Origin of the sequence: Bradyrhizobium sp. IAR9 (genome assembly GCF_013408065.1) — a bacterium.
Lineage (GTDB): Bacteria > Pseudomonadota > Alphaproteobacteria > Rhizobiales > Xanthobacteraceae > Bradyrhizobium.
In genome coordinates this window covers 312,399-336,656 of the sequence record NZ_JACBZW010000006.1, presented here as the reverse complement: position 1 = coordinate 336,656, position 24,258 = coordinate 312,399, and the positions used below count along the sequence as shown (strand labels likewise).

Here is a 24,258-nt window from a genome sequence, read left to right as displayed (position 1 = left end):
GTTGTCCGATCGTTGCAACCCGGAGGAGCCTGTAGCCCGGATGGAGCGTTAGCGTAATCCGGGGCCGCTCGCCCGGCATCTGGCACCGTCCCGGATTACGCTGGCGCTCCATCCGGGCTACGCCATCGTTGCTGTGTCGCCCGCTGTCAATTGCCGCGCACAAAAATATTCCACTTTACCGAAATTCGGTTTCGGCGTATGTGTCGGCCATCCTGATCCGGCGAAAGGGGCGGTCGTACGTCGTCACGAGCCGCGGATCGGGGAGCGGTGGACGCGCAGCGTCGTGCACGAGAGGCGGGAGCAGGGCGGGATGACCCCCGTGAGGTCCAGGCTTCGTGCGGACGAACGGCGCTTCAAGCGTACGGCCAAATCGCGTGGTCCTGGCTGTCGTTGCTACAGCCAAGCCTTGCGGAGGTGCGCCGAGCCCGACCGGGCGAAGCGCGCCGCCATCCGTGAGGTGACGGAGGCAAGCAGGAACTCGTCTCCGGGGAGAGCGCGCCATAGGCCGTCAAACATCGCGCAGGGAAGGCCGGACGTTTCGGCTTCACCTGTTGATCCGTTGTGCATTGCGTGTGCATCTCATCGCACGACGGACCCGCGGGTGCCAGCCGGCGCCCGGCCTTCCCTGCGCCCTTTCGTTGAGGGCGCGATGCGGAGCGCAAAGCTCGGGCGGAAGTGCCGCGAGGAGGTGAAGGCATGTCTGCAACACACAACCGGCGTCGTAGGGTGGGCAAAGCGACTTGTCCGCCATAGCTCAAAGAGCGACGGCGGAAGCGTGCCCACGCATCTCGTGCCGCGTTTGAATTTGGTGGGCACGGCGCGGTGCGCCTTTGCCTACCCTACGGCACCGTGTCTGCCGCATACACTCGGTGTCATCGCCCGCGCAGGCGCATCCGGGATCCGCGAGGGTGTTCGCGCGCCGTCCCCACGAATGTGGCGAGATCGCATCGGTTCGACAAAAAATCCCCTGTCGACGGTCCGCCGCAGTACCTTGATGAATCAACCCCGGTTGGTCCATAAGCGGCGTCCCGTGGCCGGTGGTTCGCCCCCGCGTTGCGTGCTTGGATAGAGGAATTCTCGCGTGGCAAATATCAACCAGAAAATTGCGCAGGAGCTTGGGGTTCGGGCGGAGCAGGTCGAGGCGACGGTGACGCTGCTCGATGGCGGCGCCACGGTTCCCTTCATCGCCCGCTACCGCAAGGAAGCGACCGGTGCGCTCGACGACGCGCAATTGCGCACCCTGGAGGAGCGCCTGGGTTACCTGCGCGAGCTCGAGGATCGCCGCAAGGCCATCCTCGAATCAGTCCGCGAGCAAGGCAAGCTCGATGCGGCGCTCGAGGCCTCCATTCTCGCCGCCGACAGCAAGGCCCGTCTCGAAGACATCTATCTGCCGTTCAAGCCGAAGCGCCGCACCAAGGCGGAGATCGCCAAGGAGGCCGGCCTCGAGCCGCTCGCCAACCAGCTGATGGCGGAGCCCACCAACGATCCGAAGGTGGTGGCCGAAGGCTTCATCAACGCCGAGAAGGGCGTTGCGGATGCCGCCGCCGCGCTCGACGGCGCCCGCGCCATCCTGGTCGAACGCTTCGACGAGGACGCCGACCTGATCGGCGCGCTTCGCGAGGAGATGTGGACCAATGCGCGCATGGCCTCCAAGGTGCGCGACGGCAAGAAGACCGAGGGCGAGAAGTTCGCCGACTATTTCGAGTTCTCCGAGCCGCTGACCAAGCTGCCCTCGCACCGCATCCTCGCGATGTTCCGCGGCGAGAAGGAGGAGATTCTCGACCTGCAGATCCAGGCCGAGGCCGAGGCGCCGCCGCCGGGCGTGCCCAGCGCCTATGAACTGAAGATCATGAAGCGGTTCGGCATCGCCGACCTCAAGCGCGCCGGCGACCGCTGGCTGATCGACACTGTGCGCTGGGCCTGGCGCACCAAGATCCAGGTGCATCTCAACATCGACCTGCGCATGCGGCTGTGGAACGCCGCCGAGACCGAGGCCGTGCGCGTGTTCGCCTCCAATTTGCGCGATCTCCTGCTGGCCGCGCCGGCCGGCACCCGCGTCACCATGGGGCTCGACCCCGGCTATCGCACCGGCGTCAAGGTTGCCGTCACCGATGCCACCGGCAAGGTCGTCGATACTGCCGTGATCTATCCGCACGAGCCGCAGCGGCAATGGAACGAGTCGCTTGCGATCCTCGGCAAGCTCGCATTGAAGCATCGCGTCGAGCTGATCGCGATCGGCAACGGCACCGCCTCGCGCGAGACCGACAAGCTCGCAGGTGATCTCGTCAAGGGGCTGGCCGAGCTGAAGATGACCAAGATCGTGGTGTCGGAAGCCGGCGCGTCGGTCTATTCGGCCTCGGCTTTCGCCTCGGAGGAATTGCCCGGTCTCGACGTCACCCTGCGCGGCGCGGTCTCGATCGCGCGGCGTCTGCAGGATCCGCTCGCCGAGCTCGTCAAGATCGAGCCCAAGGCGATCGGCGTCGGCCAGTATCAGCACGATCTCGGCCAGGCCAAGCTCGCAAAATCGCTCGATGCCGTGGTCGAGGACTGCGTGAACGCCGTCGGTGTCGACGTCAACACCGCGTCCGCACCGCTGCTTGCCCGCGTGTCGGGCGTCGGCTCAGGCCTGGCGCAGAGCATCGTGGCGCATCGTGACGCCAACGGCCCGTTCAAGTCGCGCAAGGCACTCAAGGACGTGCCGCGGCTCGGACCGAAAGCGTTCGAGCAGTGCGCCGGCTTCCTGCGCATTCTCGGCGGCGAGGACCCGCTCGACGCCTCCGGCGTGCATCCGGAAGCCTATCCGGTGGTGCGCCGGATCCTCAGCGCCACCAAGAGCGACATCAAGGCGCTGATCGGCAGCAGCGAGATCGTGCGCACCTTGAAGCCGAAGGATTTCGTCGACGAGACCTTCGGTCTGCCGACCGTCACCGACATCTTGAAGGAATTGGAGAAGCCCGGCCGCGATCCGCGTCCGGCGTTCAAGGCCGCCGTGTTCAAGGAGGGCGTCGAGGAGATCAAGCATCTCCAGAAGGGCATGATCCTCGAGGGCACCGTGACCAACGTCGCCGCCTTCGGCGCCTTCGTCGATATCGGCGTGCACCAGGACGGCCTCGTGCACATCTCCGCGATGTCCAAGACCTACATCAAGGACCCGCGCGAGGTGGTGAAGCCCGGCGACATCGTCAAGGTCAAGGTGCTGGACTTCGAGGTCGCCCGCAAGCGCATCTCGCTGACCTTACGTCTCGACGACGAGGTCGGTGCCAAGAAGGACGCCCCCGGCATGCAGCGCGACAACAGCGCGCGCAATCCCTCGCGCATGACCTCGGCCGCACCGCGCAAGCAGGAATCCTCCGGCGGCGGCGCCCTCGCCGAAGCGCTGCGCCGCGCGGCGGAGAAGAACAACGGCAAGCGGGCGTGACATCTTGACCTCTCCCCGCCCTTTGCGGGGAGAGGTCGGAATTCGCGCGTAGCGCGGATTTCGGGTGAGGGGCGTGGCAACCTGCGCGCCGAATCGATGGTCCCCCCCGGCTCCCGCACACGCCCTCAATTCAAATCGCATTCGCGGAAGCAGCCCCTCACCCCACCCTCTCCCCGTAAGAACGGGGAGAGGAAGTGATAGAGCGTCGCCTCCCTAACACTCGCGTCAGAATCTGGCGCGTTTGTAAGTTGAAGGCGCCGATCTCTTGCTCTCATCTGATCATCCTCGTGCGACGCGCTAACCGCCGCACTGCAAGGAGGATGCTTCGATGAACAACAGGCTTCTCAAAGGCCTCACCGCGGTGACGATCGCCGCGGCGATGGCGCTCGCTTCACCGGTGCTCGCCCGTGGCGGCGGCGGACATGGCGGCTTCGGCGGCGGCGGTCATTTCGGCGGCGGTGGACATTTCGGTGGCGGCATGCACGCAGGCGGCTTCGGCGGCATGCGCGCCGGCGGGATGGGCGGTGCGCGCTTCGCCCATGTCGGCGGTCCTGCCTTTGGCGGTGCACGCTTCGCCCATGCCGGCGGTCCCGCTTTTGGCGGCGCACGCTTCGCCCATGCGGCGATCGGGCCGCGTTTCGCCGGGGCCGGCTGGCACGGCCATCGCGGCTTCCACCATCATCACCATTTCCGTCGTTTCGCCGTCTTCGGCGCGCCCTTCATTTACGCCGGCTACAACGATGGCTGCTGGCGCAGGAGCTGGACGCCCTATGGATGGCAATGGGTCAATGTGTGCGGAGACTATTGGTAGTCGCATCGCCGTACCGCACCATTGTCGCGATCGCCACCGGGCGGTTCCGTCCAGCCCCGGAACGGGATAGTCTGGTGGCGATTGTCGCGCGGAGTTTTGCATGACCGGAGGTCACCGTCGCATCCTGGTCGTCGAGGACGATCCGGAAACCGCAGGCCAGCTCGTCGAGGAATTGACGACCTCCGGCTACGACGTCGATCTCGCAGCCAGCGGCCGCGAAGCCCTCAGCCACGGCGCCGCGCGCGACTATGCCGTGATTACGATCGACCGGATGCTGCCCGATATCGACGGCATCAGCGTGATGCGGCAATTGCGGGACGACGGCGTTGCCGCGCCGTTCCTGATCATCTCCGCGCTCGGCGAGGTCGATGATCGCGTGCGCGGCCTGCGCGCCGGCGGCGACGACTATCTCGTCAAGCCGTTCTCCTTCACCGAATTGCTGGCGCGGCTCGAGGCGCTGGGCCGCCGCAGCGAGACCATCGCCAAGGAGACGCTGCTGCGGGTCGGCGATCTCGCCATCGACCTGATCGCGCGCAACGCCAGCCGCCGCGGCCGCAAGATCCCGCTGCTGCCGCGCGAGTTCCAGCTGCTCGAATATCTCGTCCGCAACGAGGGCCGCGTCGTCTCCCGCGCGATGCTGCTCCAGCACGTCTGGGACCTGCATTTCGACCCCTCCACCAACATCATCGACGTCTATGTCGGGCGCATCCGTCGCAAGGTCGATGATGCCCAGGCCTATCCGCTGATCCACACCATCCGCGGCATCGGATATTGCCTCCGTGCTCCTGGTTAAGACGCTCCGCTCCTCGACTTTCCGCCTGGCGCTGATCGCGATCGCGGCGTTCGGGCTGATCGTCGCGGCGATCATGGCCTATGTCTATTTCGGCACGCTGGCCTATGTGGAGAGCCGGGTCGGCGACGCCGGCGATCACAGCGGTTTCACCGCGATGATCGAGCTTGCAATGGCGGCGGTTGCCGTGCTGCTGCTGGTGCTCGCCGGGCTTGCCGCCGTGCTGGTGACCCGGCGCACGGTCGGGCGGATCGAGGAGATCAACGCCACCAGCCGCGCCATCATGCTCTCAGGCCTCGACCAGCGCATCCCCTTGCGCGGCAGCCATGACGAATGGGACCGCGTCGCCGAGAACCTCAACCAGATGCTCGACCGCATCGAGACGCTGATGGGTGAGGTCAAGCAGGTCAGCGACAACGTCGCCCATGATCTGCGCACGCCGCTGACGCGGATGCGCGGCCGGCTGGAGAAGGCCTATCACCACCAACGCAACAGCGAGGCGGATGCCGCGCTGATCGGCGACACCATCGCCGATCTCGACGCCGTGCTCGGCATGTTCGCCTCCATCACCCGGATCTCCGAGATCGAGACCCGCGCCCGCACCGGCGCCTTCCGCGCGCTCGACCTCGCCGAGATCGCGGGAGAAGTCGTCGAGCTCTACGACGCCGCCGCCGAGCAGGTCTCAACGCGCCTCAGCCTCGCCGGAGACCGCGAGGTGCCGATCACCGGCGATCGCGACCTGCTGTTCGATGCCATCGCCAATCTCGTCGACAATTCGATCAAGCACGGCTGCAAAGGTGGGCAGGTGACCGTGACGTGCCGCAGCGCCGATGGCGGTGCGGTGATCGCCATCGCCGACGATGGTCCGGGCATTCCCACTGAGGAGCGCGATCACGTCTTCAAGCGCTTCTACCGGCTCGAGCAGAGCCGCTACACGCCGGGCAACGGCCTTGGCCTCAGCCTCGTCGCCGCGGTCGCGCGCCTTCACGGCGCGGGCGTAGCGCTGCATGACAATGCGCCGGGCCTGACGGTCGAGCTCCGCTTCCCCGTGACATCATAGCTCGATCACGCCGCGGCGTGCCGCATGCGCCACCGCGTCGGTACGGCCGGTGGCGTCCAGCTTGTCGAGCAGCGAGCCGACATGGAATTTGACGGTGTGCACGGAGATGCCGAGCCGGCGGGCTATCATCTTGTTGGAGGCACCCTCGGCCATCAGCGCCAGCACGTCGAGCTCGCGCTGCGTCAGCGCGATGTCGGCGGGCATCACGCGCGGATCACGGGCGACAACGGTCGCCGTGGCAGCCTCGCCGGGCGCGGCAAGGCGAAGCCCGGCGACGCTGCCGAGCAAGGCCGCCAGGCGATCGGCGAGGGCGGGATCGTCAATCTCCAGGGCAAGCACGATCTCCGGCGTCCGGTCCTCGCTCACGCCTCCGGCCTCTCGCCGACCGTGACCTTGAAGCTGATCGGCTCGCCGCCGCGGCGCGCCGCGACGTCGACCACCGCGCCGACGCTCGAAGGACCCAGCGTTCGCGACAGCGCGCGCACGCCTGACAGCTTCTGGTCGTTAACTGCCACAATGACGTCGCCCTGGCGGATGCCGGCCGCGGCCGAAGGGCCGGCCTTGTCGACATTCATCACCATGGCGCCGATGCCATCGTCGAGCCGGACCGGCTGGAGCCCGAGGCCGAGATATCCGCGCGCGATGCGGCCGCGCGTATCGAGTTGCGCCGCGACGCGCTCGATCGTCGCCGTCGGGATCACCAGCACGCGCCGCGGCCCGAGCACGGCCATGCCAAAGGCTTCGCCCGATGCATCGAGCGCAAGGCCGCCCTGCTGGCTGCCGCGCAGGCGGACATCGAGCTCGATCCGCGCATCGATCTCGCCGCCGCGCAAGAAGCGCCAGCCACTGCCGGACGCCGATACCATCCCCAGCGCGGCACTCGGCGTCTCGCGGTTGGTGGCGACCACGATCGACAACGTGCCCAGCGGCGGAACGGTCGCGGCGAGCTTGACCGGCGTAGCAGCGGCCTCAGTGCGCAGCAGCGCGATGTCGGTGGTGTGGTCGCGGCCGGCGATCGTGGCAGCCACGCGGCTGCCGTCGGCAAGGCCGATCTCGACCTCGCCCTCGTCGGCCAGCGCCTCGTCGGCGGTGACGATCAGCCCCCCTTTCCAGACGAAGCCGGTCGCACGGGAGCGATGCGAGTGCACAGAGACGATTGCGGGCGCAGTGCGCGCCACCACATCCGCGAGGGCGGACGATAGTGAGGACAGGGGAGTTGGGTCAGTCATAGCTGGCTCCTATAAGCTGCCCTCAATCTGGGATGTCGCGGGGAATCGCGAAACTGGCCGGGTGGTCAGGACACCGCCTGTTACGGCCGACGAACATGTGATTGGGAGCCGCTCACGGGAACGTGTAGCAATCGGCCCGACATTGCGCCGCACGGCCTCAACCAGTTTCAGCGAGCCCTGACCGATGACCATCGACCTCACCCGCCGCACCCTGCTGCAACTCGCCGGCGCGACCTCGCTTGCCATAGCCGCCGCAGCTGCCGCACGGGCCGAGGGCACCCCGCAGGGCGGCGGGCCGACCTATGCCAGCCGAACGCCGATGCGGGTCGGCATGGTGACGCTGCGGGTGAAGAATCTCGACAAGGTCGCCGACTATTACCGCGATGTGATCGGCCTCACGGTGATGGAACGCTCGGCGACTGCGGCGAAGCTCGGCACATCAGGCGTCACGCTGCTGGTGCTGGAGGCCCGCCCCAATGCGGAAATCGAGCCGCGCAATGCCGCCGGCCTTTACCACACCGCCTTCCTGATGCCGACCCGCAAGGACCTGGCGCGCTGGCTTGTGCACGCGGCCTCGCACCGCGTGAAGCTGTCGGGCTTTGCCGATCACCTCGTCAGCGAATCCGTCTATCTCGACGATCCCGAAGGCAACGGCATCGAGGTCTATGCCGACCGCGATCCCTCGCAATGGCAATGGAGCGAGGGCAGCGTGAAGATGGCGTCCGACGAGCTCAACATCCCCGACCTGTTGTCGCTGACCAATACGCGCGTGCCTGATTACGCCAGGGCGCCGGACGGAATGCGCATCGGCCACATGCATCTGCGGGTCGGCGATCTCGCGCAGGCCGGAGGCTTCTATCATGGCGCGATTGGCCTCGATCCGACCCGCAGCCGCAGCGGCGCCGCGTTCCTGTCGTCGGGCCGCTATCATCATCACCTCGGCATCAACGTCTGGCAGAGCCAGGGCGCGGGCCAGCGCGACGACCAGATGACGGGTCTCGCCTGGTTCTCGCTGGTCATGGCCAAGCCGGAGCTGCTCGCCGCGCAGGAAGAGCGCCTGCGCAAAGGCGGTGCGAAGGTCACGGCGCTTGCCGACGGCGTGGAGGCGATTGATCCCTGGGGCACGCGAGTACGCTTGCTCAAGGTTTGATCGCGGGGGCGGGCATTGCTAAGACCCGTCGGGTGCCAGCTTCCGGAGCCCCCGACATGTCCGAATTCCACGGCGTCTTCCCCTATCTCGTCTCGCCCGTCGCTGCGGACGGCACAGTGCGGACGAACGTGCTCGCAAAGCTCTGTGACGATCTGATCGGCGCCGGCGTGCACGGGCTGACGCCGCTGGGTTCGACCGGCGAGTTCGCCTATCTCAATGCCGCGCAGCGCACCGCGGTCGTGCAGACCACGATCGAAGCCGCGCAGGGCCGCGTGCCTGTTGTCGCTGGCGTCGCCTCGACCTCGACGGCGGATGCGGTGGCGCAGGCGAGGGCCTACCAGAAATGTGGGGCCGACGGCATCCTCGCGATCCTGGAAGCGTATTTTCCGCTCACTGACGGCCAAATCGAATCCTACTTCCGGGCCATCGCTGACGCCGTCGACATTCCCGTCGTCATCTACACCAACCCGCAATTCCAGCGCTCCGACCTCACCCTCGACACCATCGCGCGCCTCGCCGAGCACCCGCGCATCGGCTACATCAAGGACGCCTCGACCAACACCGGCCGGCTGCTCTCGATCATGAACCGCTGCGGCGATGCCTTGCGGGTGTTCTCGGCCTCCGCCCACATCCCGGCCGCGGTGATGCTGATCGGCGGGCTTGGCTGGATGGCGGGACCGGCCTGCATCATCCCGCGCCAGAGTGTCGCGCTCTACGACCTCTGCAAGGCCGGCCGCTGGGACGAGGCCATGGCGCTGCAGCGCAGGCTGTGGCGCATCAACGAAGCCTTCGCCCGCTTCAACCTCGCAGCCTGCATCAAGGCGGGGCTTTCGATCCAGGGCTACGACGTAGGCGACCCCGTCCCGCCGCAGGCGGCGCTGACGGCTGATGCGCGCAAGGTGGTGGAGGCGGCGCTGCGCGAGCTGACATAGCTCGTTGTCACGCGGCAATATGCCCCGGCGCTCGTGCGGGAGCCCCAAAAGTCCCAACCTGCGCAATCGAGAAACTTCCGGGCGTTTGCGACGTTGCCGCGTGAGCGATTTCTGTCCATGCAATGTGCATCTCAGAGCCCGCATTCAGCACAAGACACGGTGATCACCCATGAATCGTCGCTACGCGATTGCCGCGGCAGCCTTCGCCGCCCTGCTGCTCGCCGTCACGGCCGCGAAAATCCTGCATGTCCCGGTCTCCTATGCCCCATGGGCGGCACCCTCCGCACGCGCCGTCGAGCAGCGCGGCCCGCTGTCCGATGGCGAAAAGGCGACCATCGACATCTTTGAACGCGTGTCGCCCTCGGTCGTTCAGGTGGCGGTGAAATCGGCGGCGAGTCCGCTCATGGGCGAGGAAGGCCAGGGCGGCGGCGCGTCCGGAACGGGATTCGTCTGGGACCGCGAGGGCCATCTCGTGACGAACAATCACGTCGTGGCCAATGGTGGCGAGATCGCGGTGCGCTTCGCCTCAGGTGAAGTCGCGCAGGTCGACCTCGTCGGCACGGCGCCCAATTACGACCTCGCGGTGCTGAGGATCCGCAGCGTGCGCGAGCTCCCGCAGCCGGTGGCGCTCGGCAGTTCGAACGACCTGAAGGTCGGCCAATCCGCCTTTGCGATCGGCAACCCCTTCGGGCTCGATCAATCGATGACCTCTGGCATCATCAGCGCGCTCAAGCGCCGGCTTCCAACCCATGGCGGCCGGGAGATCGCCAACGTCATCCAGACCGATGCTGCGATCAATCCGGGCAATTCAGGCGGGCCGCTGCTGGACTCCGCCGGCCGGCTGATCGGCGTGACTACGGCGATCATATCGCCGTCCGGCTCGAATGCCGGCATCGGCTTCGCCGTGCCGGTCGATGTTGTGAACCGGATTGTCCCCGAGCTCATCCGCAACGGCCGCGTGCCGACGCCCGGCATCGGCATCGTCGCCGCCGGCGAGGATGTGTCGACGCGGCTTGGCGTCGAAGGCGTCATCGTGGTGCGGACGGCCCCCGGCAGCCCCGCCGAGCGGGCGGGGATTCGCGGCGTCAACTTTTCGACGGGAGCGGTCGGAGACATCATCACCGCGGTGGAAGGGAAGCCGGTGCGGCGCCTCTCCGATTTGACCGATGCGCTCGAGCAGGCCGGAGCGGGCAAGACCGTTCGCCTCACGGTCAAACGCGGCTCGGACAGCCGCGACGTCAATGTAGGCATCATCGATATCGAGCGTTCCTGACGGCGAATTCCGCGCCCGCAAGGGGGGCAGACGCGCATTGCAGATGTGTCGCGGCTCGGTTGTCTGGCGCGCAAAATCGGTTAAAACCGCCGCGGTCGTTTTTGCGGATTTCGAGGACCCCACGGAATGAACATTCTTCCCGGCAATTTGCGTTTCGGAGCGGGGCAGCCCGTCAAGCGTTTGGAAGACCAGCGGCTGCTGACCGGGAAGGGGCAATTCATCGACGACAAGCCAGGCGACGGCGCCCTGTGGTTGTACGTGCTGCGCTCGCCGCATGCCCACGCCAACATCGTCTCGATCGACACCAGCGGGGCTGCCGCGATGCCGGGCGTTGCCGCGATCTACACCGGCGCCGACCTCGTCAAGGACGATGTCGGCAGCATCCCGACGCTGAGCATCTTCAAGCGCCCCGACGGCAAGCCGATGACGGTGCCGCCGCGCCGGCTGCTCGCCCATGAGGTCGTCCGCTACGCCGGCGAGGCCGTGGCTGCCGTTGTGGCGTCGTCCCGCGTCGAGGCGCAGAGCGCAGCCGAGGCGATCGTGGTCGAGTATGACGTGCAGCCTGCGGTGGTCGACCCTGTCGAGGCCGTCAAGCCCGGCGCGCCCGTGGTGTGGCCGGAGGCGCCCGACAACATCGTCGGCGCGATGGCTTACGGCGATGCCGCCAAGGTGGACGAGGCGTTCGCCAAGGCCGCGCACACCGTCGAGCTCGATCTCGTCAGCCAGCGCCTCGTGCCGTCGGCGATGGAGCCGCGCTCGACCATTGCCGAGATCGACAAGAAGACCGGCCGTCTGCTGCTGCATGTGCAATCGCAGACCCCGGCCTCGACCCGCGACGTGCTCGCCGAGGCCGTGCTGAAGCGTCCCAAGGACAGTGTGCGTGTGCTGGTCGGCGATATCGGCGGCGGCTTTGGCCAGAAGACCAATCTCTATCCAGAGGACGGCATCGTCGCTTATGCCGCGACCAAGCTGAGCAAGAAGATCCGCTGGCGCGGCGATCGCACCGACGAATTCGTCGGTGGCACCCACGGCCGCGATCTCACCTCGACTGCGTCCTTTGCGCTGGACGAGAAGGGCAAGGTGCTGGCCTATCGCGTCAAGTCGATCGGCTGCACCGGCGCCTATTCCTCGGGCGCGGCGAACATCATCCCGCTGGTGCTCGGCCCGTTCGTGCAGACCGGCGTCTACGACCTGCCGCTGGTGCATTTCGAGGTGCAATCAGTGATGACCCACACCGCGCCCGTCGGTGCCTATCGCGGCGCCGGCCGGCCCGAAGCGGTCTTCATCGTCGAGCGCCTGTTCGACGCCGCCGCGCGAAAGATCGGCATCGATCCGCGCGCGATCCGCAAAGCCAACTACATCAAGCCGGCGCAGCTGCCTTATACCAATGCGGCGGGCCAGGTTTACGATTCCGGCGCCTTCGCGCATATGCTCGACCGCGCCGTGAAGCTGGCCGACTGGGACGGCTTTGCCGCGCGCAAGAAGGCGGCGAAGAAGAAGGGCTTGCTCTACGGCCGCGGCCTCACCTCCTACATCGAATGGACCGGCGGCCGCGCTCATACCGAGAAGGTCAGCCTGCACGCGACCTCTCAAGGGCGCGTCGTGTTGCATTCCGGCACCATGGCGATGGGGCAGGGGCTGCAGACCACCTACACCCAGATGATCTCCGACACGCTCGGCATTGCCATGGACAAGATCGATGTCGTGCAAGGCGACACCGATCTCGCGATGGGCTTTGGCAGCGTCGGCTCGCGCTCGCTGTTCGTCGGCGGCACGGCGGTCGCGGTCTCCTCCAACGACCTGATCCAGAAGGCACGCGAGAAGGCGGCGAACGTGCTGGAGACCTCGGTCGACGACATCGAATATCAGGGCGGCATGCTGACCGTGGTCGGCACCGACCGCCGTATCAGCCTGTTCGACATCGCCGAAAAGGAGAGCGGCGCCAAGCTCAGCGTCGATTCCGAGGGCGAGGTCGATGGTCCGAGCTGGCCGAACGGCACGCATATCTGCGAGGTCGAGATCGATCCCGAAACCGGCGTCTCCAAGGTCGTGCGCTACACCACGGTCGACGATGTCGGAGTCGCCGTGAACCCGATGCTGGTGACGGGTCAGATCCATGGCGGCGTCGCGCAGGGCATCGGTCAGGCGCTGTATGAAGGCGTCTCGTATGATGCCGACGGGCAGCTCCTCACCGCGAGCTATCAGGACTATTGCATCCCGCGCGCCGACGACGTGCCGCCGATCGTGGTGACGCTGGATGATTCCGCGCCCTGCCGCACCAATCCGCTCGGGGCCAAGGGCTGCGGCGAGTCCGGCGCCATCGGCGGCCCGCCTTGCGTCACCAACGGCGTGATGGACGCGCTCGCCGAGCTCGGCGTCACCCAGCTCAATACGCCGCTGACACCGCAGAAGATCTGGCAGGCGATCCGGGAGGCGAAGGCGGCGGGTTAGCGTCGAGTTATTGCGCTAGCTGCTGCCACACACTCCGCTGTCGTCCCGGACAAGCGCGCCCAAGCGCGCGCCGATCCGGGACCCATCACCACAGGGAGGAGTTTGGCGCAAAACTGGTAATTCCGAGTCCCCGCAACCACATCTCCCTGTGGTTATGGGTCCCCGCCTTCGCGGGGACGACAGCGGAGGATGCCGCGCCAACTCGAGCTGAAGTCCTAGACCTCAAATCCCCAGCATCATCTTCGCAATAATGTCGCGCTGGATCTCCGAGGTGCCGCCGAAGATGGTGTAGGCGCGGCCGTTGAGATATTCCGGCACCATTGTCAGCATCTCCTCCGGCGTCGGCGGCTCGTGGTTGAGCTTGTAGAGCGGGCGCATCGGCTCGACGGCGAGGGCGTCGTGGCCGATGACGTCGACGCCGAGCCGCGTCACGGCCTGGCGGATTTCGCTGTTGCGCAGCTTCAGGATCGACGACACCGCGCCGGGGTTTTGTCCGGTCTGCAGCGCGGAGAGCACGCGCAGCTCGGTCATTTCAAGCGCGTCGATATCGACTTCCACCTCCGAGATGCGCGCGGCGATATCGGGACTGTCGATGGCGCGGCCGGTCAGGTCGGACTCGGCGAGGTCGGCGATCGCCTTCAAGCCCTCGCGCAGCTTGGCCGAGGCAATGCCCGAGCCGCGCTCGAACTCGAGCAGATATTTGCCGTAGGTCCAGCCCTTGCCTTCCTCGCCGACCCGGTTGGCCACGGGCACGCGGACGTCGTCGAAGAACACCTGGTTGACCTCGTGGTCGCCGCCGATGGTGAGGATGGGACGCGTGGTGATGCCAGGCGTCTTCATGTCGATCAGGATGAAGCTGATGCCGTCCTGCTGCCGCGGCCCGTCGCTGGTGCGCACCAGCGCGAACATGCGATTGGCGTGATGCGCATGCGTGGTCCAGATTTTTGTGCCGTTGATGATGTAGTCGTCGCCGTCGCGCACCGCGCGCGTCTTCAGCGAAGAGAGGTCGGAGCCGGAGCCCGGCTCGGAATAGCCCTGGCACCAGTAATCCTCGCCGGAGAGAATCCGCGGCAGGTAGAAGTTCTTCTGCTCGGGCGAGCCGAAGCCGATGATGACCGGCCCGACCATCTTCACGCCCATGACATTCACATTGGGCACGCCGGCCCGCGCGGACTCTGTCTCGAAGATCCAGCGCTGCGCCGGCGTCCAGGCCGGCCCGCCATGCTCGACCGGCCAGCCCGGCGCGCCCCAGCCCTGCCTGTGTAGCGCGCGCTGCCAGGCCATGCCGATATCAGGGTCGGAGAACACCGAGGGCGTCAGCGCGGTCGCGCGCTTCATCTCCTCGGTGAGATTCTTGGCAATGAAGCTGCGTACCTCGTCCTGGAAGGCGCGCTCTTCGGCATTGAACGACAGGTCCATGAGGCTCTCCCGGTATCAGGCCTTGCGGCCAAGTTCGGCGTGACGGGCATAGTGGTGCGCGCTGCCGCCGAACAGCGTGTCGAAGGCGGCGAGGCGCTTGAAATAGGCGCCGACCTCGAGCTCCTCGGTGACGCCCATGCCGCCGTGGAGCTGGATCGACTGCTCGCCGACGAAGCGCGCGCATTTGCCGATCTTGGCTTTGGCGCCGGACGCGGCCCGTGCCCGCTCGACTGGCGCGGCATCTGCCTTGAGCGCAGCGCGCAGTGCCATCGAGCGCGCCTCGTCGACCTGCATCGCCATGTCGGCGAGGCGATGGCGGATCACCTGGTTGGCCGACAGCGGCCGTCCGAACTGCTTTCGGATCTTGGTGTATTCGAGCGTGGTGTCCAGCAGCGTCTGCATGATGCCGACGGCTTCTGCGCCGAGCGCGGCCATGGCGCGATCGACCGCCCATTCGATCGCCGGCAGTGCGTCGCTGCCGTCGCCGAGCAGGGCGTCCTCGGGCAGATGCACGTCGCATAGCTCGAGGTTGCAGGCGCGCCCGCCGCCGAGGCGCGGAAAGTCGCTGACGACGAGGCCAGGCGTCGTCGCGGGGACGAGGAACAGGCCGGTCCGTCCCGAAGGCCTCTGATGATCATGAATGTGCGCGGAGACGATGATCTCATCGGCGGCATGGCCGTCGAGCACGGCGATCTTGCTGCCCGCAAGGCGCCAGCCCTGTGCGGTCCGGTCGGCGGCGGTTGCGACCTTGGCGAGATCGAACCTCGCCGCGCGCTCGGAATGCGCAAACGCAAGCTTCAAGGATCCATCCGCGATCTTCGGCAGGCTCTCCTGCTTCTGCTCATTGGTGCCGCAGCAGTCGATCAGTGCAGCACCCAGCACCACGGTCGCGACATAGGGCTCCGTCACCAGCCCACGGCCGAACGCCTCCATCAGGATGCCGATCTCGACGGCGCCGCCGCCGAGCCCCCCGAACTCTTCTGCGATCGGCAGAGCCAGCCAGCCGAGCTCGGCGAACTGCTTCCACACCGCCGGGCTAAAGCCGAGCGGATCGTTCGCCATCTTGCGGCGGTGATCGGCATCGTAGCTTCCGGCCACGAAGCGCTCCGCGCTCTCGCGCAGCAGCCTTTGTTCGTCGCTGAGATTGAGATCCATCGCAATTACTCCGCGGCCGCCGGCGGCTTGCGCACGGAGGGATGCAGGCCCGAGGGATCGACGATCATGCCGAACTCCTGAAGATTGTGCGCGTGGCAGAGCTGATGCAGCGCAAAGGCCTGGTCGATTGCGGCGGGCTGGCCCATCACATCGACCGAGCGGTTCACCGCTTCCTTGGTCATCTTCAGCGCGAAGGCCGGCTTTGCCGCAATCCTGCGCGCCAGCTCCAGCGTGCGCGCAGAAAGCTCTGCGCGCGGCACCACTTGGTTGACCATGCCGAGCTGATGCGCCACTTCGGCGCCCCAATTGTCGGCGGTGAACAGGAATTCCTTGGCCTTGCGCGCGCCGAGCTCCCAGGGATGCACGAACCATTCGACGCCGCAGACGCCCATGGTCACCACGGGATCGCAGAACTGCGCATCGTCGCTGGCCACGATGAGGTCGCAGGCCCAGGCCAGCATCAGCCCGCCGGCGATACACTTGCCGTGCACCTCGGCAATGGTCGGTTTTGCGAGATTGCGCCAGCGCCGGGTGATCTGGAGATAGATTTCCTGCTCGCGCGCGAAGCGGCCATGGGCATTCGGCTCGGCAAAGCCGCCCCAATTTCCGATCGGTGGAAAATCGACGCCGGCGGTATTCTTGCTGCCGGGACGCAGGTCATGGCCGGAGGAGAAGTGCGGACCGTTGCCGGCGAGGATGATCACCTTGACCGTATCGTCCTGCACCGCCGCGTCGAAGGCGGCGTTGAGGTCGTAGGTCATTTGCAGGTTCTGCGCGTTACGCGCCTCGGGCCGGTTCATCACGATCCGGGTGATCGCCGGATCCGGCCTCTCCACGAGGATGGTCTCGAACGAGGTCATCGCGTTTCCCCCGGTGTTCTGTCTTATTGTTTCGTCGAGTTGACTATGTCGGTCAGGGATAGGCAAGAGGCTTGCGTCAGTCGGCTGAGATGCGCTCATCCGGCGCAGTCATTCCGGGATGGTCCGAAGGACCAGACCTGGAATCTCGAGATTTTCAGGTGCGCAAGGGCGCACCATAGCTCGCTTCGCGCCCCGGAATGAACCCGAAAAGCTGGTACCGCGTTATCGCTATCTGATATTGAGTTACAGGATTCCACCGGGAGAAATTTAATGCGCAAGATCCTGACCGTGCTGGCGGCGCTGGCCTCGCTGAGTCTCACCAATTGCGGCTACAACGCGATCCAGAGCGAGGACGAGCAGATCAAGTCCAACTGGTCCGAGGTCGTGAACCAGTATCAGCGCCGCGCCGATCTCGTGCCCAATCTCGTCAACTCGGTGAAGGGCTTTGCCCAGCAGGAGAAGGATGTGCTGCTGGGCGTCACCAATGCGCGCGCCAAGGTCGGCAGCATCCAGGCGACGCCCGAGGTGCTGAACGATCCGGCCGCCTTCCAGAAGTTCCAGGCTGCGCAGGGCGAGCTCTCCAGCGCGCTGTCGCGGCTGCTGGTCGTCACCGAGAACTACCCGCAGCTCAAGTCGGACGCACTGTTCAAGGATTTGATGTCGCAGCTCGAGGGCACCGAGAACCGCATCACGGTGGCGCGCAACCGTTACATCAAGGCGGTGCAGGATTATAACGTTACCATCCGCTCGTTCCCGAGCAACCTCACCGCGATGATGTTCGGCTACAAGGAGAAGCCGAACTTCTCGGTCGCAAACGAGAAGGAAATCTCGACCGCGCCGAAGGTCGATTTCAACCCGGCGCCGGCGCCGTCGAAGTAAGCGCCCCAGATCCCGATGCGCGCCACGCCCTCTGCCGTCATTCCCCGCGAAGGCGGGGGATCCAGTACGCCGCGGCCTCTCCGTAGGCCTCTGGCGTCTCTGGAATACTGGATCGCCCGGTCCCGGCTACGCCAAGGGCTTCGCCGGGCACAGCGGTATTGGGCCGGCGAAGCGTCAGCGAAGACGGCAAGCCGGGCGATGACACTGAGGGTGTGGCGCGCGGCTTTCGTTGCGGCGCTCGTCCTCGCCTTCGCGCTCCCCGCCTCAGCCGACGTCGCCATCCCCGAGCTCACCGGCCGCGTAGTCGACCAGACCGGGACGCTGTCCAGCAGTAGCCTCGCCGCGTTGTCGCAAAGGCTGCGCGACTTCGAGACGCGCAAGGGCAGCCAGATCGCCGTCCTGATCGTGCCGACCACGCAGCCGGAGACGATCGAGCAATTCTCGATCCGGGTTGCGGAGGCCTGGAAGATCGGTCGCAAGAAGGTCGACGACGGCGCGATCCTCGTCGTCGCCAAGAATGACCGGCATTTGCGCATCGAGGTCGGCTATGGTCTCGAAGGCGCGCTCACCGACGTCACCTCGCGGCGGATCATCGATGAGATCATTACACCGAAATTCCGGGCAGGCGATTTCGGCGGCGGCATCTCGGATGGCGTCGATCGCATGATCCGGGTCATCGACGGCGAGCCGCTGCCGGTTCCGTCACCCACGGTGAGCTTCGGTCATCTGGACGACCTCGCGCCGGTATTCATCGTGACGCTGTTCGCCTCGATCGGGGTCGGCGGGTTCTTCCGGGCCATGCTGGGGCGGCTGCTCGGATCCCTGGTGACCGGCGGCATCATCGCAGGGCTGACCTGGCTCATTCTCGGCTCCTTCGCGCTCGCCATCGCTGTCGGAGTCCTCGGCTTCGTCATCGGATTCGTCGCCGATCTGTTTTCGGCGATCGCGCCGGGCACTGGCCGTTCGCGCGGCGGCTCGTGGTCGAGCGGCTCTTCGTCGGGTGGCTGGAGCAGCGGGTCGTCTTCCAGTGACAGCGGCAGCTTCAGCGGCGGTGGCGGCAGTTTCGGCGGCGGCGGCGCCTCGGGGAGCTGGTAGCGGTCATGAGCATCAAGCGCATTGCCAGACATCTCGTGCAGCATCATTGGCGCGCAAAGCAGATCTTTCCGTCGGCCGTGCTCGCCCGCATCGAGCAGGCGATCAAGCAGGGCGAGACCACCCATTCCGGTCAGGTCCGCTTCGTGGTCGAAGGCGCACTCGACGGCGCGCCGCTGTTCCGCAACCAGCCGGCCCGCGAGCGCGCGCTCGACGTGTTCGCGCATCAGCGCATCTGGGACACCGCACACAACAACGGTGTCCTGATCTATCTCCTGCTCGCCGACCGTGACGTCGAGATCGTGGCCGACCGCGGCATCCACGCGAAGGTTGGTGCCGAAGGATGGGAAAGCATCTGCCGCGCGATGGAGGCCGAGTTCGGCTCCGGCCAGTTCGAGCGCGGCGTCATCGCCGGCATCACGGCGGTGTCGCGCGAACTGGCGCGGCATTTTCCGCCCGGCGCATCGCATGCGAACGAGCTGCCGGATGCGCCGGTCGTGATGTGACGAGGAGCTAGGTCAACTCTCGCACCGTCACCCTGAGGTGCTCGCCTCTTCGGCGAGCCTCGAAGGGCGACGGCCCGGCTGCTGCAGCTCGGCCGTTCATCCTTCGAGGCTCCACTTGCGATGCATCGCATCGCAAGCCTCGCACCTCAGGATGACGGTAGCGACAGAGGCGCTCATTCCGCGGCCGTTCATCTTCACCCGATTACGAATTGTTTGATGCCCGCCACACCGGTTCCACTTTCCCGGCCAAATTCGGCCCCGGATAACTTCCTAAAATTTCGGTAAGCGGGTCCGCAGGTAAGGATTTCGCAAGCAATGAAAGTTACCAAAAGGTCAACCCAGACTGGAGTATTTGAGCCGTGAGCGAACCAATGCCCGAGCAGGCTGCCCAGGACACCGGCGTCGTCGAGGCTGCTGCGACCGCGCCGCAGGCCGTCGAGGCCGCTGGGATCGAGGCTCCCTCGATTGCCCCGGACCATGAGGCGCCGCCCAAACCTGATCCGGTCAAGCCCGATCCGATCAAGGTCGAGCCGCCAAAGATCGAGGCATCCCGGATCGAGGTGCCGAAGCTCGAAGCCAAAGCCGAAGCCAAGCCTGAGCCGAAGCCCGGCAAGCTCATCGTCATGGCGCCGTCGGAACGCTCCTGGGACCGTGAGGATTTTGCCCCGCATGTGAAGGCGGAAGAGCCGCGTGAGACCGGCAGCAAGCGCCGCCTGTCGGCGATGGCCGCGGTGGTGGCGATCGCGGCGAGCGTCGGCGCCATCAGCGGCGCGCTCGCGACCGCGGGCATGATGCATTTCGCCGCCCCGGCTCAGGCGCCGGTGCAGGTCGCCGACACCAGCGCGCTCGATGCGTCGGTCGCCCGGATCGATGCCGACCTCGTCGCGCTCAAGGCCAATGTCGAGCACAGCTCGAAAACCGGTGTCACCCAGTTCAACCGCGCCAACGACCGCCTCGACAAGCTCGAGAAGGCGCAGGCCGAGCCGATGGCCAAAATCGCAAAGCTGTCCGAGACCGTCGACAAGCTCCGCGCCGCGCCGCCTGCCGCCCCTGCGCAGGCCGCAGCAGCGGTGCCCAAGGAGACCACCGGCTCGATCGCGCCGACCCAGGTCGCGACCGCCGCCGCCGCACCGGCCCCAGTGGCTGCCGCGCCCAAGACCGAGGTCGGCCGCCTGCCGACGGTCGAAGGCTGGCGGCTGCGCAACGCCGCCAATGGCGGCGCGCTGATCGAGGGCCGTGACGGCCTCTACGAGGTCTATCCCGGCGATCCCATTCCCGGCCTCGGCCGCGTCGATGCGATCCGTCGCCAGGACGGCCGCTGGGTGGTCGTCACCAGCAAGGGCCTGATCGTCGCGCGCTGAGCGGCCCAGATACGACTTTCGAAAGGCGCTTCACCACCATGTGAAGCGCCTTTTTGCTTGAATAGGCGGACCGCCGCGGTGTTACCTCAGGCATGAGCCGCGCGTTGCGAATTCTCCTTGCTGCCGCCGTCTTGTTTGGCGGCACCGCCGCGCTATCGGCCGCGGAGACCGCGCCGCTGACGCGCGGCACCGCCATCACCGATCCCGATCTCCTGCGCAGGCTCGATGAGGGTGACGCTCTCACGCTCCAGCGCCTGTTGGCGCCGGAGCGCAAGGCGGATGCGCCGCTGACGACCGACCGGCTGTTTTCAGAGCTGTCCCAGCTCAAGGACATTCCGTCGGCGATCGATGCGGAGGTCGACCGCTACGTCAAAGGGCAAAAGGCGGCCTATCCGAGCGAGACCATCGGCGTCGGCGAGGGCTTTGACGTGCAGCTGTTCGATCGGGCCGTGCTGAATTCTCGCGACACGCGCTTCGTGCTGGCCGGCATCGTCAACCGCATGGACCGCGCCTACGCCTCGGAGGAGTCCTGCGGCGAGATCCGGCTGATCTATCGGCTGGCGCGCTTCGACGGCACAACCGCGACGCGGATGCCGATGACGCTCAATCTGGTGATGAAGGCACGGGATGCGCGCCAGACGGACGCGAACGGCAAGCCGATCAGCTGCGCTGAACTCGCGCGGCGCTGGCTCGACAACGGCAATTGGCAGGAGCTGATCGGCAGCCGGGACGACGCCATGCTCGACCGCATCGAGACCAACATCCAGCTCTCGGTCGCGGCGAAGTCGGCGCTGCATGATTTCCGCTCCGACTATCTGCTCAAGGTGTTCAAGTACAATTCCGCCACGAAGGCCTTCGAGGAATCGACGCTGGAGAACCAGATCGACCGCGACCGGATCATGGCTGACGATGCGCTTCGGCGCGACTTCAAGGATTGGCTGCTCGCACCAGAGCATCTTCGCGAGTTCGATCGCGGCACCGTGCTGATCCCCGAGAAATTCCTGGCCAGGAGTGCGGTGGTGCCGACGCCGGCCGGCCTCGATGCATCAGTGCTGCAGCCGGAGTTCGGCATGATGCAGGCTGAAGGGGAGGGCAAAGCGGTCTTCACCGACAACGACGTGGTCGGTGCGTTGAAGCAGGCGGCCGCGCGCGGCGACCTGCAGAACATCCGATCGGTCGCGGGCTTCCAGCGCCGTCTCAACGACGTCACCTGCTCAGGCTGCCACCAGACCCGCGGCATCGGCGGCTTTCACTTTCCGGGCGTCGATTGGCTGGCGGACAGGCCGTCGAATTCCGCCATCGTGCCGGCCTCGCCGCACTTTCTCGGCGACCAGCCCCGCCGCCGCGACATCCTGACCGCATTCGCCGCGGGCAAACGCCCTGATTTCTCCCGCGGATTTGCCGGCCGGCCGCAGACCCGCGGCAGCCGGGAGCTCGCCGGGAGCGAGTATCAGGACGGCTGGGGCGCGCATTGTTCCCTGCAGGAGGCGGGATCGGGAACGCGGGATGAGAGTTTTACGTCATGGAGCTGTGCTAACGGTCTCACCTGTCAGGCTGCCGCGGCCTCGCGCCGCATCGGCATGTGCTTCATCAAGACGCGTTGAGCCCGCAAAGCGATTTGGATGATTCATGACGAATACTGGCGACGCCAACAAGGAGCGCAATCGCGAGATTGCGCGCAATGAGGAAGTCAAGCAGGTCACCGGCAGCGCCCGCGTCAGCATCTGGGCAATCGCGATGGCCGTGATCGTCGGCGGCATCCTGTTCACGCTCGGCTGGCTGTCGTTGAGGTAGTTTCCCTTCGCCTCTCCCCGCGTGCGGGGAGAGGGGAAAGAAGGAGTCTTCACTTCGCGTAATTCGTCATCCGCTTGCCCGGCAGCAGCTCATACGCCGGCTTCCAGCCAGGTAGCGCGGCCATGCGGCCGAGCCAGGCGTGGATGGCCGGATGGCTCGCCGCGAAATCGAAGCCGTGCTCGTCGCTCGGATAATGCAGATAGGCCATCATCGAGATATCAGCGACCGTCGGCTTTGCGCCGATCGCGAATTCGTTGTGCTGGAGATGTCCGTCGAGGATGCCAAGGAAGTCCTCGAGCCGGCGGCGAAAGTGCTTCAGCACCTGCGGATCGTTCTTCTCGGTGAAGGCGCGCATGAAGCGATAGGTCGCCATGTAGCCGGTGAGCTTGTGGTTGTCCCAGAACAGCCAGCGCAGCAGCTCGAACTTCTCGTCCTCCGTGTCGGCACCGAAACGCCCATATTGCTCGCCGAGCTTCAAGAGCAGCGGCGCGGTCTGCGTCATCTTCACGCCGTCGACTTCGAGCACCGGAATCTCGCCCATCTCGTTGACGGCCTTGCGCCATTCCGCCGTGCGCGTGACGCCGCCGCCGAAATCGGTCCAGACCGGCTCGAACCTCTCGCCGCAAAGCGTCAGCATCAGCGCCAGCTTGTAACTGTTGCCGGATTCGGGGAAGTAGTGCAGGCGGTAGCTGGGCATGGGACCTCGCGGCGTTGTTTTGCCGGTAGCTTATAGCGAGATCGCCCGGCATCGTCATTGCGAGTATCTAGCGCGCTCCTATCCCACAGCCCCCGACGACCGCAGTTGCTTGATCGCGGTCTCGTCGTATCCCGCCTCGCGCAAAATCTCGTCACTGTGCTCGCCTACAGCGGGCGGCTTGCGCGGCTGGACCTTCTTGGTGCCGTCGATCCAGATCGGGCTGGAGATGGTGAGCATGGTGTCGTTCTCGAACGGCACCAGCACCTCGTTGTCGAGCATCTGCTTGTCGTTGGGGATGTCATCAAGAATGGCGACGACGCCGAACACGAGGCCGTTGCCGTCGAGAATCTTGCGCCATTCGGCCAGGTCCCTGGTCGCGAAGGTCTCGTCGAGGATCTTGATCAGCTCCACCGAGCGGGCGTGACGGTCGGGTTTGGTGGCGAAGCGCGGATCGGTGATGAGGTCTTCGCGTCCCAGGCACTTCGCCAGCGTCGGAAACTGCTTCTCCTCGCTCAGCAGCGACAGGATCAGCCAGCGGCCGTCCCTGCATTGATAGTGGTTGGCGACCGCGTTCAGCGCGCGCTCACGCGGACGCCGCTCGCCGAACTTGGCGCCGCAGAGTTTTGCCTGCGCCAGCACGCTCGCGGCCCACACGCCGTTCGCCATCAGATTGGAGGCGACGTGCGAGCCCTTGCCGGTCTTCTCGCGCTGATAGAGCGCAGTGACGATGGCGCCGTAGAACGCCATGGCGCAGGGGTGGTCGCCCATGCCGGCGACCGAGCGGGCCGGCGTGGTGTCGGTGTCGGCACGAACCAGGTCCATCAGGCCGGAGCGCGCCCAATAGGCGTTGCTGTCGAAGCCGGGCTTGTTGGCCTCCTCGCCCTTCTCGCCATAGCCGGTGAAGGAGGCGTAGATCAGCCGGTCGTTGAGATGGGCCAGGTGATCGTGGGTGATGCCGAGCTTGGCGCGCACCGGCGGCGGCATGTTGGTGATGAAGACGTCGGCCTCTGCGACCAGCTTGTAGAGCACGGCCTGCGCTTCCGGCTTGGCGAGGTCGAGCGCGATGCTCTTCTTGTTGCGGGCCTCCAGCAGCCAGGCGAAATTGTGCTCGCCGGTGGGATAGCCAGGCAGGTTCGGCAGATTGCGGTAGGGATCGCCGGCGCCGGGCGGCTCGATCTTGATGACATCGGCGCCGAAATCCGACAGCACGGTCGCGGCCGCGGGCGCTGCGATAAAGCTCGCGCAGTCCAAAACCTTCAGGCCCGCAAAAATGCCTTTTTCCATCGCGGCGTTGCTCCCTCGCTCTTGTCGTTTCCCGCGCGCTGGAATTGGCGCGGGCAGGTGATGGAGCAATTAGACTGATGTTTTGCCGGGATGCAAC

21 protein-coding genes are annotated in these 24,258 nt (G+C 66.2%); 14 read left to right on the top strand and 7 right to left on the bottom strand.

Annotated elements, in window-relative coordinates; genetic code table 11:
- Positions 1–1,081 precede the first annotated feature (1,081 nt).
- The 4 genes from GGD67_RS19070 to GGD67_RS19055 all read left to right on the top strand — a co-directional run bounded on the left by GGD67_RS19070 (position 1,082) and on the right by GGD67_RS19055 (position 6,079).
- The gene (locus GGD67_RS19070) at positions 1,082–3,418 is read left to right on the top strand and encodes a Tex family protein (RefSeq protein ID WP_179734991.1); all 2,337 of its coding nucleotides are present in this window, start codon (positions 1,082–1,084) and stop codon (positions 3,416–3,418) included.
- A gap of 328 nt (positions 3,419–3,746) precedes the next feature.
- A complete protein-coding gene (locus GGD67_RS19065) occupies positions 3,747–4,229 on the top strand; it encodes a hypothetical protein (RefSeq protein ID WP_018317259.1) in 483 nt (160 codons plus the stop codon).
- A 100-nt stretch (positions 4,230–4,329) separates the two neighbouring features.
- A complete protein-coding gene (locus GGD67_RS19060; RefSeq protein WP_179734989.1) occupies positions 4,330–5,022 on the top strand; it encodes a response regulator transcription factor in 693 nt (230 codons plus the stop codon).
- Positions 5,009–6,079: a HAMP domain-containing sensor histidine kinase gene (locus GGD67_RS19055; RefSeq protein WP_179734987.1), complete on the top strand. Its 1,071-nt coding sequence runs from the start codon at positions 5,009–5,011 to the stop codon at positions 6,077–6,079. The genes GGD67_RS19060 and GGD67_RS19055 overlap by 14 nt, the downstream gene beginning before the upstream one ends.
- Here the strand turns inward: GGD67_RS19055 and GGD67_RS19050 are convergent.
- Both GGD67_RS19050 and GGD67_RS19045 read right to left on the bottom strand, forming a co-directional pair.
- On the bottom strand, positions 6,074–6,445 hold the full coding sequence (locus GGD67_RS19050; RefSeq protein WP_018317256.1) for a response regulator transcription factor: 372 nt from the start codon (positions 6,443–6,445) through the stop codon (positions 6,074–6,076). The two genes, GGD67_RS19055 and GGD67_RS19050, sit on opposite strands and share 6 nt — an antisense overlap.
- Positions 6,442–7,308 (bottom strand): S1C family serine protease, encoded by an 867-nt coding sequence (locus GGD67_RS19045; protein WP_179734985.1) that lies wholly within the window; start codon positions 7,306–7,308, stop codon positions 6,442–6,444. The genes GGD67_RS19050 and GGD67_RS19045 overlap by 4 nt, the downstream gene beginning before the upstream one ends.
- A gap of 184 nt (positions 7,309–7,492) precedes the next feature.
- On the opposite strand from GGD67_RS19045, the gene GGD67_RS19040 reads away from it, so the two are divergent.
- From GGD67_RS19040 to GGD67_RS19025, 4 genes are all read left to right on the top strand, one after another.
- Positions 7,493–8,458, top strand: a complete 966-nt coding sequence (locus GGD67_RS19040; protein ID WP_179734983.1) for a VOC family protein — start codon at positions 7,493–7,495, stop codon at positions 8,456–8,458.
- A gap of 56 nt (positions 8,459–8,514) precedes the next feature.
- Positions 8,515–9,390, top strand: coding sequence for a dihydrodipicolinate synthase family protein (locus GGD67_RS19035; RefSeq protein WP_179734981.1), 876 nt, complete (start codon positions 8,515–8,517; stop codon positions 9,388–9,390).
- Between the two features lie 169 nt (positions 9,391–9,559).
- Positions 9,560–10,663, top strand: a complete 1,104-nt coding sequence (locus GGD67_RS19030; RefSeq protein ID WP_018317252.1) for a S1C family serine protease — start codon at positions 9,560–9,562, stop codon at positions 10,661–10,663.
- Between the two features lie 126 nt (positions 10,664–10,789).
- Entirely contained in the window at positions 10,790–13,114 is a 2,325-nt protein-coding gene (locus tag GGD67_RS19025; RefSeq protein ID WP_179734979.1) for a xanthine dehydrogenase family protein molybdopterin-binding subunit, read from the top strand.
- Between the two features lie 222 nt (positions 13,115–13,336).
- On the opposite strand, the gene GGD67_RS19020 is transcribed toward GGD67_RS19025, so the two are convergent.
- From GGD67_RS19020 to GGD67_RS19010, 3 genes are read right to left on the bottom strand one after another with little or no spacing between them, the layout of a single operon-like run.
- The gene (locus GGD67_RS19020; RefSeq protein ID WP_018317250.1) at positions 13,337–14,533 is read right to left on the bottom strand and encodes an acyl-CoA dehydrogenase family protein; all 1,197 of its coding nucleotides are present in this window, start codon (positions 14,531–14,533) and stop codon (positions 13,337–13,339) included.
- 15 nt (positions 14,534–14,548) lie between these two features.
- The gene (locus GGD67_RS19015) at positions 14,549–15,688 is read right to left on the bottom strand and encodes an acyl-CoA dehydrogenase family protein (protein WP_179734978.1); all 1,140 of its coding nucleotides are present in this window, start codon (positions 15,686–15,688) and stop codon (positions 14,549–14,551) included.
- Positions 15,689–15,693: 5 nt separating this feature from the next.
- Positions 15,694–16,548: an enoyl-CoA hydratase gene (locus GGD67_RS19010; RefSeq protein ID WP_179734976.1), complete on the bottom strand. Its 855-nt coding sequence runs from the start codon at positions 16,546–16,548 to the stop codon at positions 15,694–15,696.
- Positions 16,549–16,818: 270 nt separating this feature from the next.
- Here GGD67_RS19010 and GGD67_RS19005 point away from each other — a divergent pair, with 270 nt between their 5' ends.
- The 6 genes from GGD67_RS19005 (at position 16,819) to GGD67_RS18980 (ending at position 22,180) form a co-directional block, all read left to right on the top strand.
- Positions 16,819–17,427, top strand: coding sequence for a LemA family protein (locus GGD67_RS19005; RefSeq protein ID WP_018317247.1), 609 nt, complete (start codon positions 16,819–16,821; stop codon positions 17,425–17,427).
- A gap of 198 nt (positions 17,428–17,625) precedes the next feature.
- The gene (locus GGD67_RS19000) at positions 17,626–18,522 is read left to right on the top strand and encodes a YgcG family protein (protein WP_179734974.1); all 897 of its coding nucleotides are present in this window, start codon (positions 17,626–17,628) and stop codon (positions 18,520–18,522) included.
- Between the two features lie 5 nt (positions 18,523–18,527).
- Entirely contained in the window at positions 18,528–19,025 is a 498-nt protein-coding gene (locus GGD67_RS18995; RefSeq protein ID WP_179734972.1) for a TPM domain-containing protein, read from the top strand.
- Positions 19,026–19,396: 371 nt separating this feature from the next.
- Entirely contained in the window at positions 19,397–20,386 is a 990-nt protein-coding gene (locus GGD67_RS18990) for a hypothetical protein (RefSeq protein WP_018317244.1), read from the top strand.
- A 92-nt stretch (positions 20,387–20,478) separates the two neighbouring features.
- The gene (locus GGD67_RS18985) at positions 20,479–21,990 is read left to right on the top strand and encodes a hypothetical protein (RefSeq protein ID WP_179734970.1); all 1,512 of its coding nucleotides are present in this window, start codon (positions 20,479–20,481) and stop codon (positions 21,988–21,990) included.
- A 25-nt stretch (positions 21,991–22,015) separates the two neighbouring features.
- Positions 22,016–22,180, top strand: a complete 165-nt coding sequence (locus GGD67_RS18980; RefSeq protein ID WP_018317242.1) for a hypothetical protein — start codon at positions 22,016–22,018, stop codon at positions 22,178–22,180.
- A gap of 49 nt (positions 22,181–22,229) precedes the next feature.
- Here the strand turns inward: GGD67_RS18980 and GGD67_RS18975 are convergent, their stop codons facing one another.
- Positions 22,230–22,877, bottom strand: coding sequence for a glutathione S-transferase family protein (locus GGD67_RS18975; protein ID WP_018317241.1), 648 nt, complete (start codon positions 22,875–22,877; stop codon positions 22,230–22,232).
- A 78-nt stretch (positions 22,878–22,955) separates the two neighbouring features.
- Positions 22,956–24,161, bottom strand: coding sequence for a CaiB/BaiF CoA-transferase family protein (locus tag GGD67_RS18970; protein ID WP_179734968.1), 1,206 nt, complete (start codon positions 24,159–24,161; stop codon positions 22,956–22,958).
- Between the last annotated feature and the right edge of the window lie 97 nt (positions 24,162–24,258).

What these genes read in the sequence shown, in the direction of transcription:
- GGD67_RS19065 (WP_018317259.1), top strand. Translation starts at nt 3,747, where the DNA reads ATGAACAACAGGCTTCTCAAAGGCCTCACCGCGGTGACGATCGCCGCG.
- GGD67_RS19060 (WP_179734989.1), top strand. Translation starts at nt 4,330, where the DNA reads ATGACCGGAGGTCACCGTCGCATCCTGGTCGTCGAGGACGATCCGGAA.
- GGD67_RS19045 (WP_179734985.1), bottom strand. Translation starts at nt 7,308, where the DNA reads ATGACTGACCCAACTCCCCTGTCCTCACTATCGTCCGCCCTCGCGGAT.
- GGD67_RS19040 (WP_179734983.1), top strand. Translation starts at nt 7,493, where the DNA reads ATGACCATCGACCTCACCCGCCGCACCCTGCTGCAACTCGCCGGCGCG.
- GGD67_RS19035 (WP_179734981.1), top strand. Translation starts at nt 8,515, where the DNA reads ATGTCCGAATTCCACGGCGTCTTCCCCTATCTCGTCTCGCCCGTCGCT.
- GGD67_RS19030 (WP_018317252.1), top strand. Translation starts at nt 9,560, where the DNA reads ATGAATCGTCGCTACGCGATTGCCGCGGCAGCCTTCGCCGCCCTGCTG.
- GGD67_RS19025 (WP_179734979.1), top strand. Translation starts at nt 10,790, where the DNA reads ATGAACATTCTTCCCGGCAATTTGCGTTTCGGAGCGGGGCAGCCCGTC.
- GGD67_RS19020 (WP_018317250.1), bottom strand. Translation starts at nt 14,533, where the DNA reads ATGGACCTGTCGTTCAATGCCGAAGAGCGCGCCTTCCAGGACGAGGTA.
- GGD67_RS19015 (WP_179734978.1), bottom strand. Translation starts at nt 15,688, where the DNA reads ATGGATCTCAATCTCAGCGACGAACAAAGGCTGCTGCGCGAGAGCGCG.
- GGD67_RS19010 (WP_179734976.1), bottom strand. Translation starts at nt 16,548, where the DNA reads ATGACCTCGTTCGAGACCATCCTCGTGGAGAGGCCGGATCCGGCGATC.
- GGD67_RS19005 (WP_018317247.1), top strand. Translation starts at nt 16,819, where the DNA reads ATGCGCAAGATCCTGACCGTGCTGGCGGCGCTGGCCTCGCTGAGTCTC.
- GGD67_RS19000 (WP_179734974.1), top strand. Translation starts at nt 17,626, where the DNA reads ATGACACTGAGGGTGTGGCGCGCGGCTTTCGTTGCGGCGCTCGTCCTC.
- GGD67_RS18995 (WP_179734972.1), top strand. Translation starts at nt 18,528, where the DNA reads ATGAGCATCAAGCGCATTGCCAGACATCTCGTGCAGCATCATTGGCGC.
- GGD67_RS18990 (WP_018317244.1), top strand. Translation starts at nt 19,397, where the DNA reads ATGCCCGAGCAGGCTGCCCAGGACACCGGCGTCGTCGAGGCTGCTGCG.
- GGD67_RS18985 (WP_179734970.1), top strand. Translation starts at nt 20,479, where the DNA reads ATGAGCCGCGCGTTGCGAATTCTCCTTGCTGCCGCCGTCTTGTTTGGC.
- GGD67_RS18980 (WP_018317242.1), top strand. Translation starts at nt 22,016, where the DNA reads ATGACGAATACTGGCGACGCCAACAAGGAGCGCAATCGCGAGATTGCG.
- GGD67_RS18975 (WP_018317241.1), bottom strand. Translation starts at nt 22,877, where the DNA reads ATGCCCAGCTACCGCCTGCACTACTTCCCCGAATCCGGCAACAGTTAC.
- GGD67_RS18970 (WP_179734968.1), bottom strand. Translation starts at nt 24,161, where the DNA reads ATGGAAAAAGGCATTTTTGCGGGCCTGAAGGTTTTGGACTGCGCGAGC.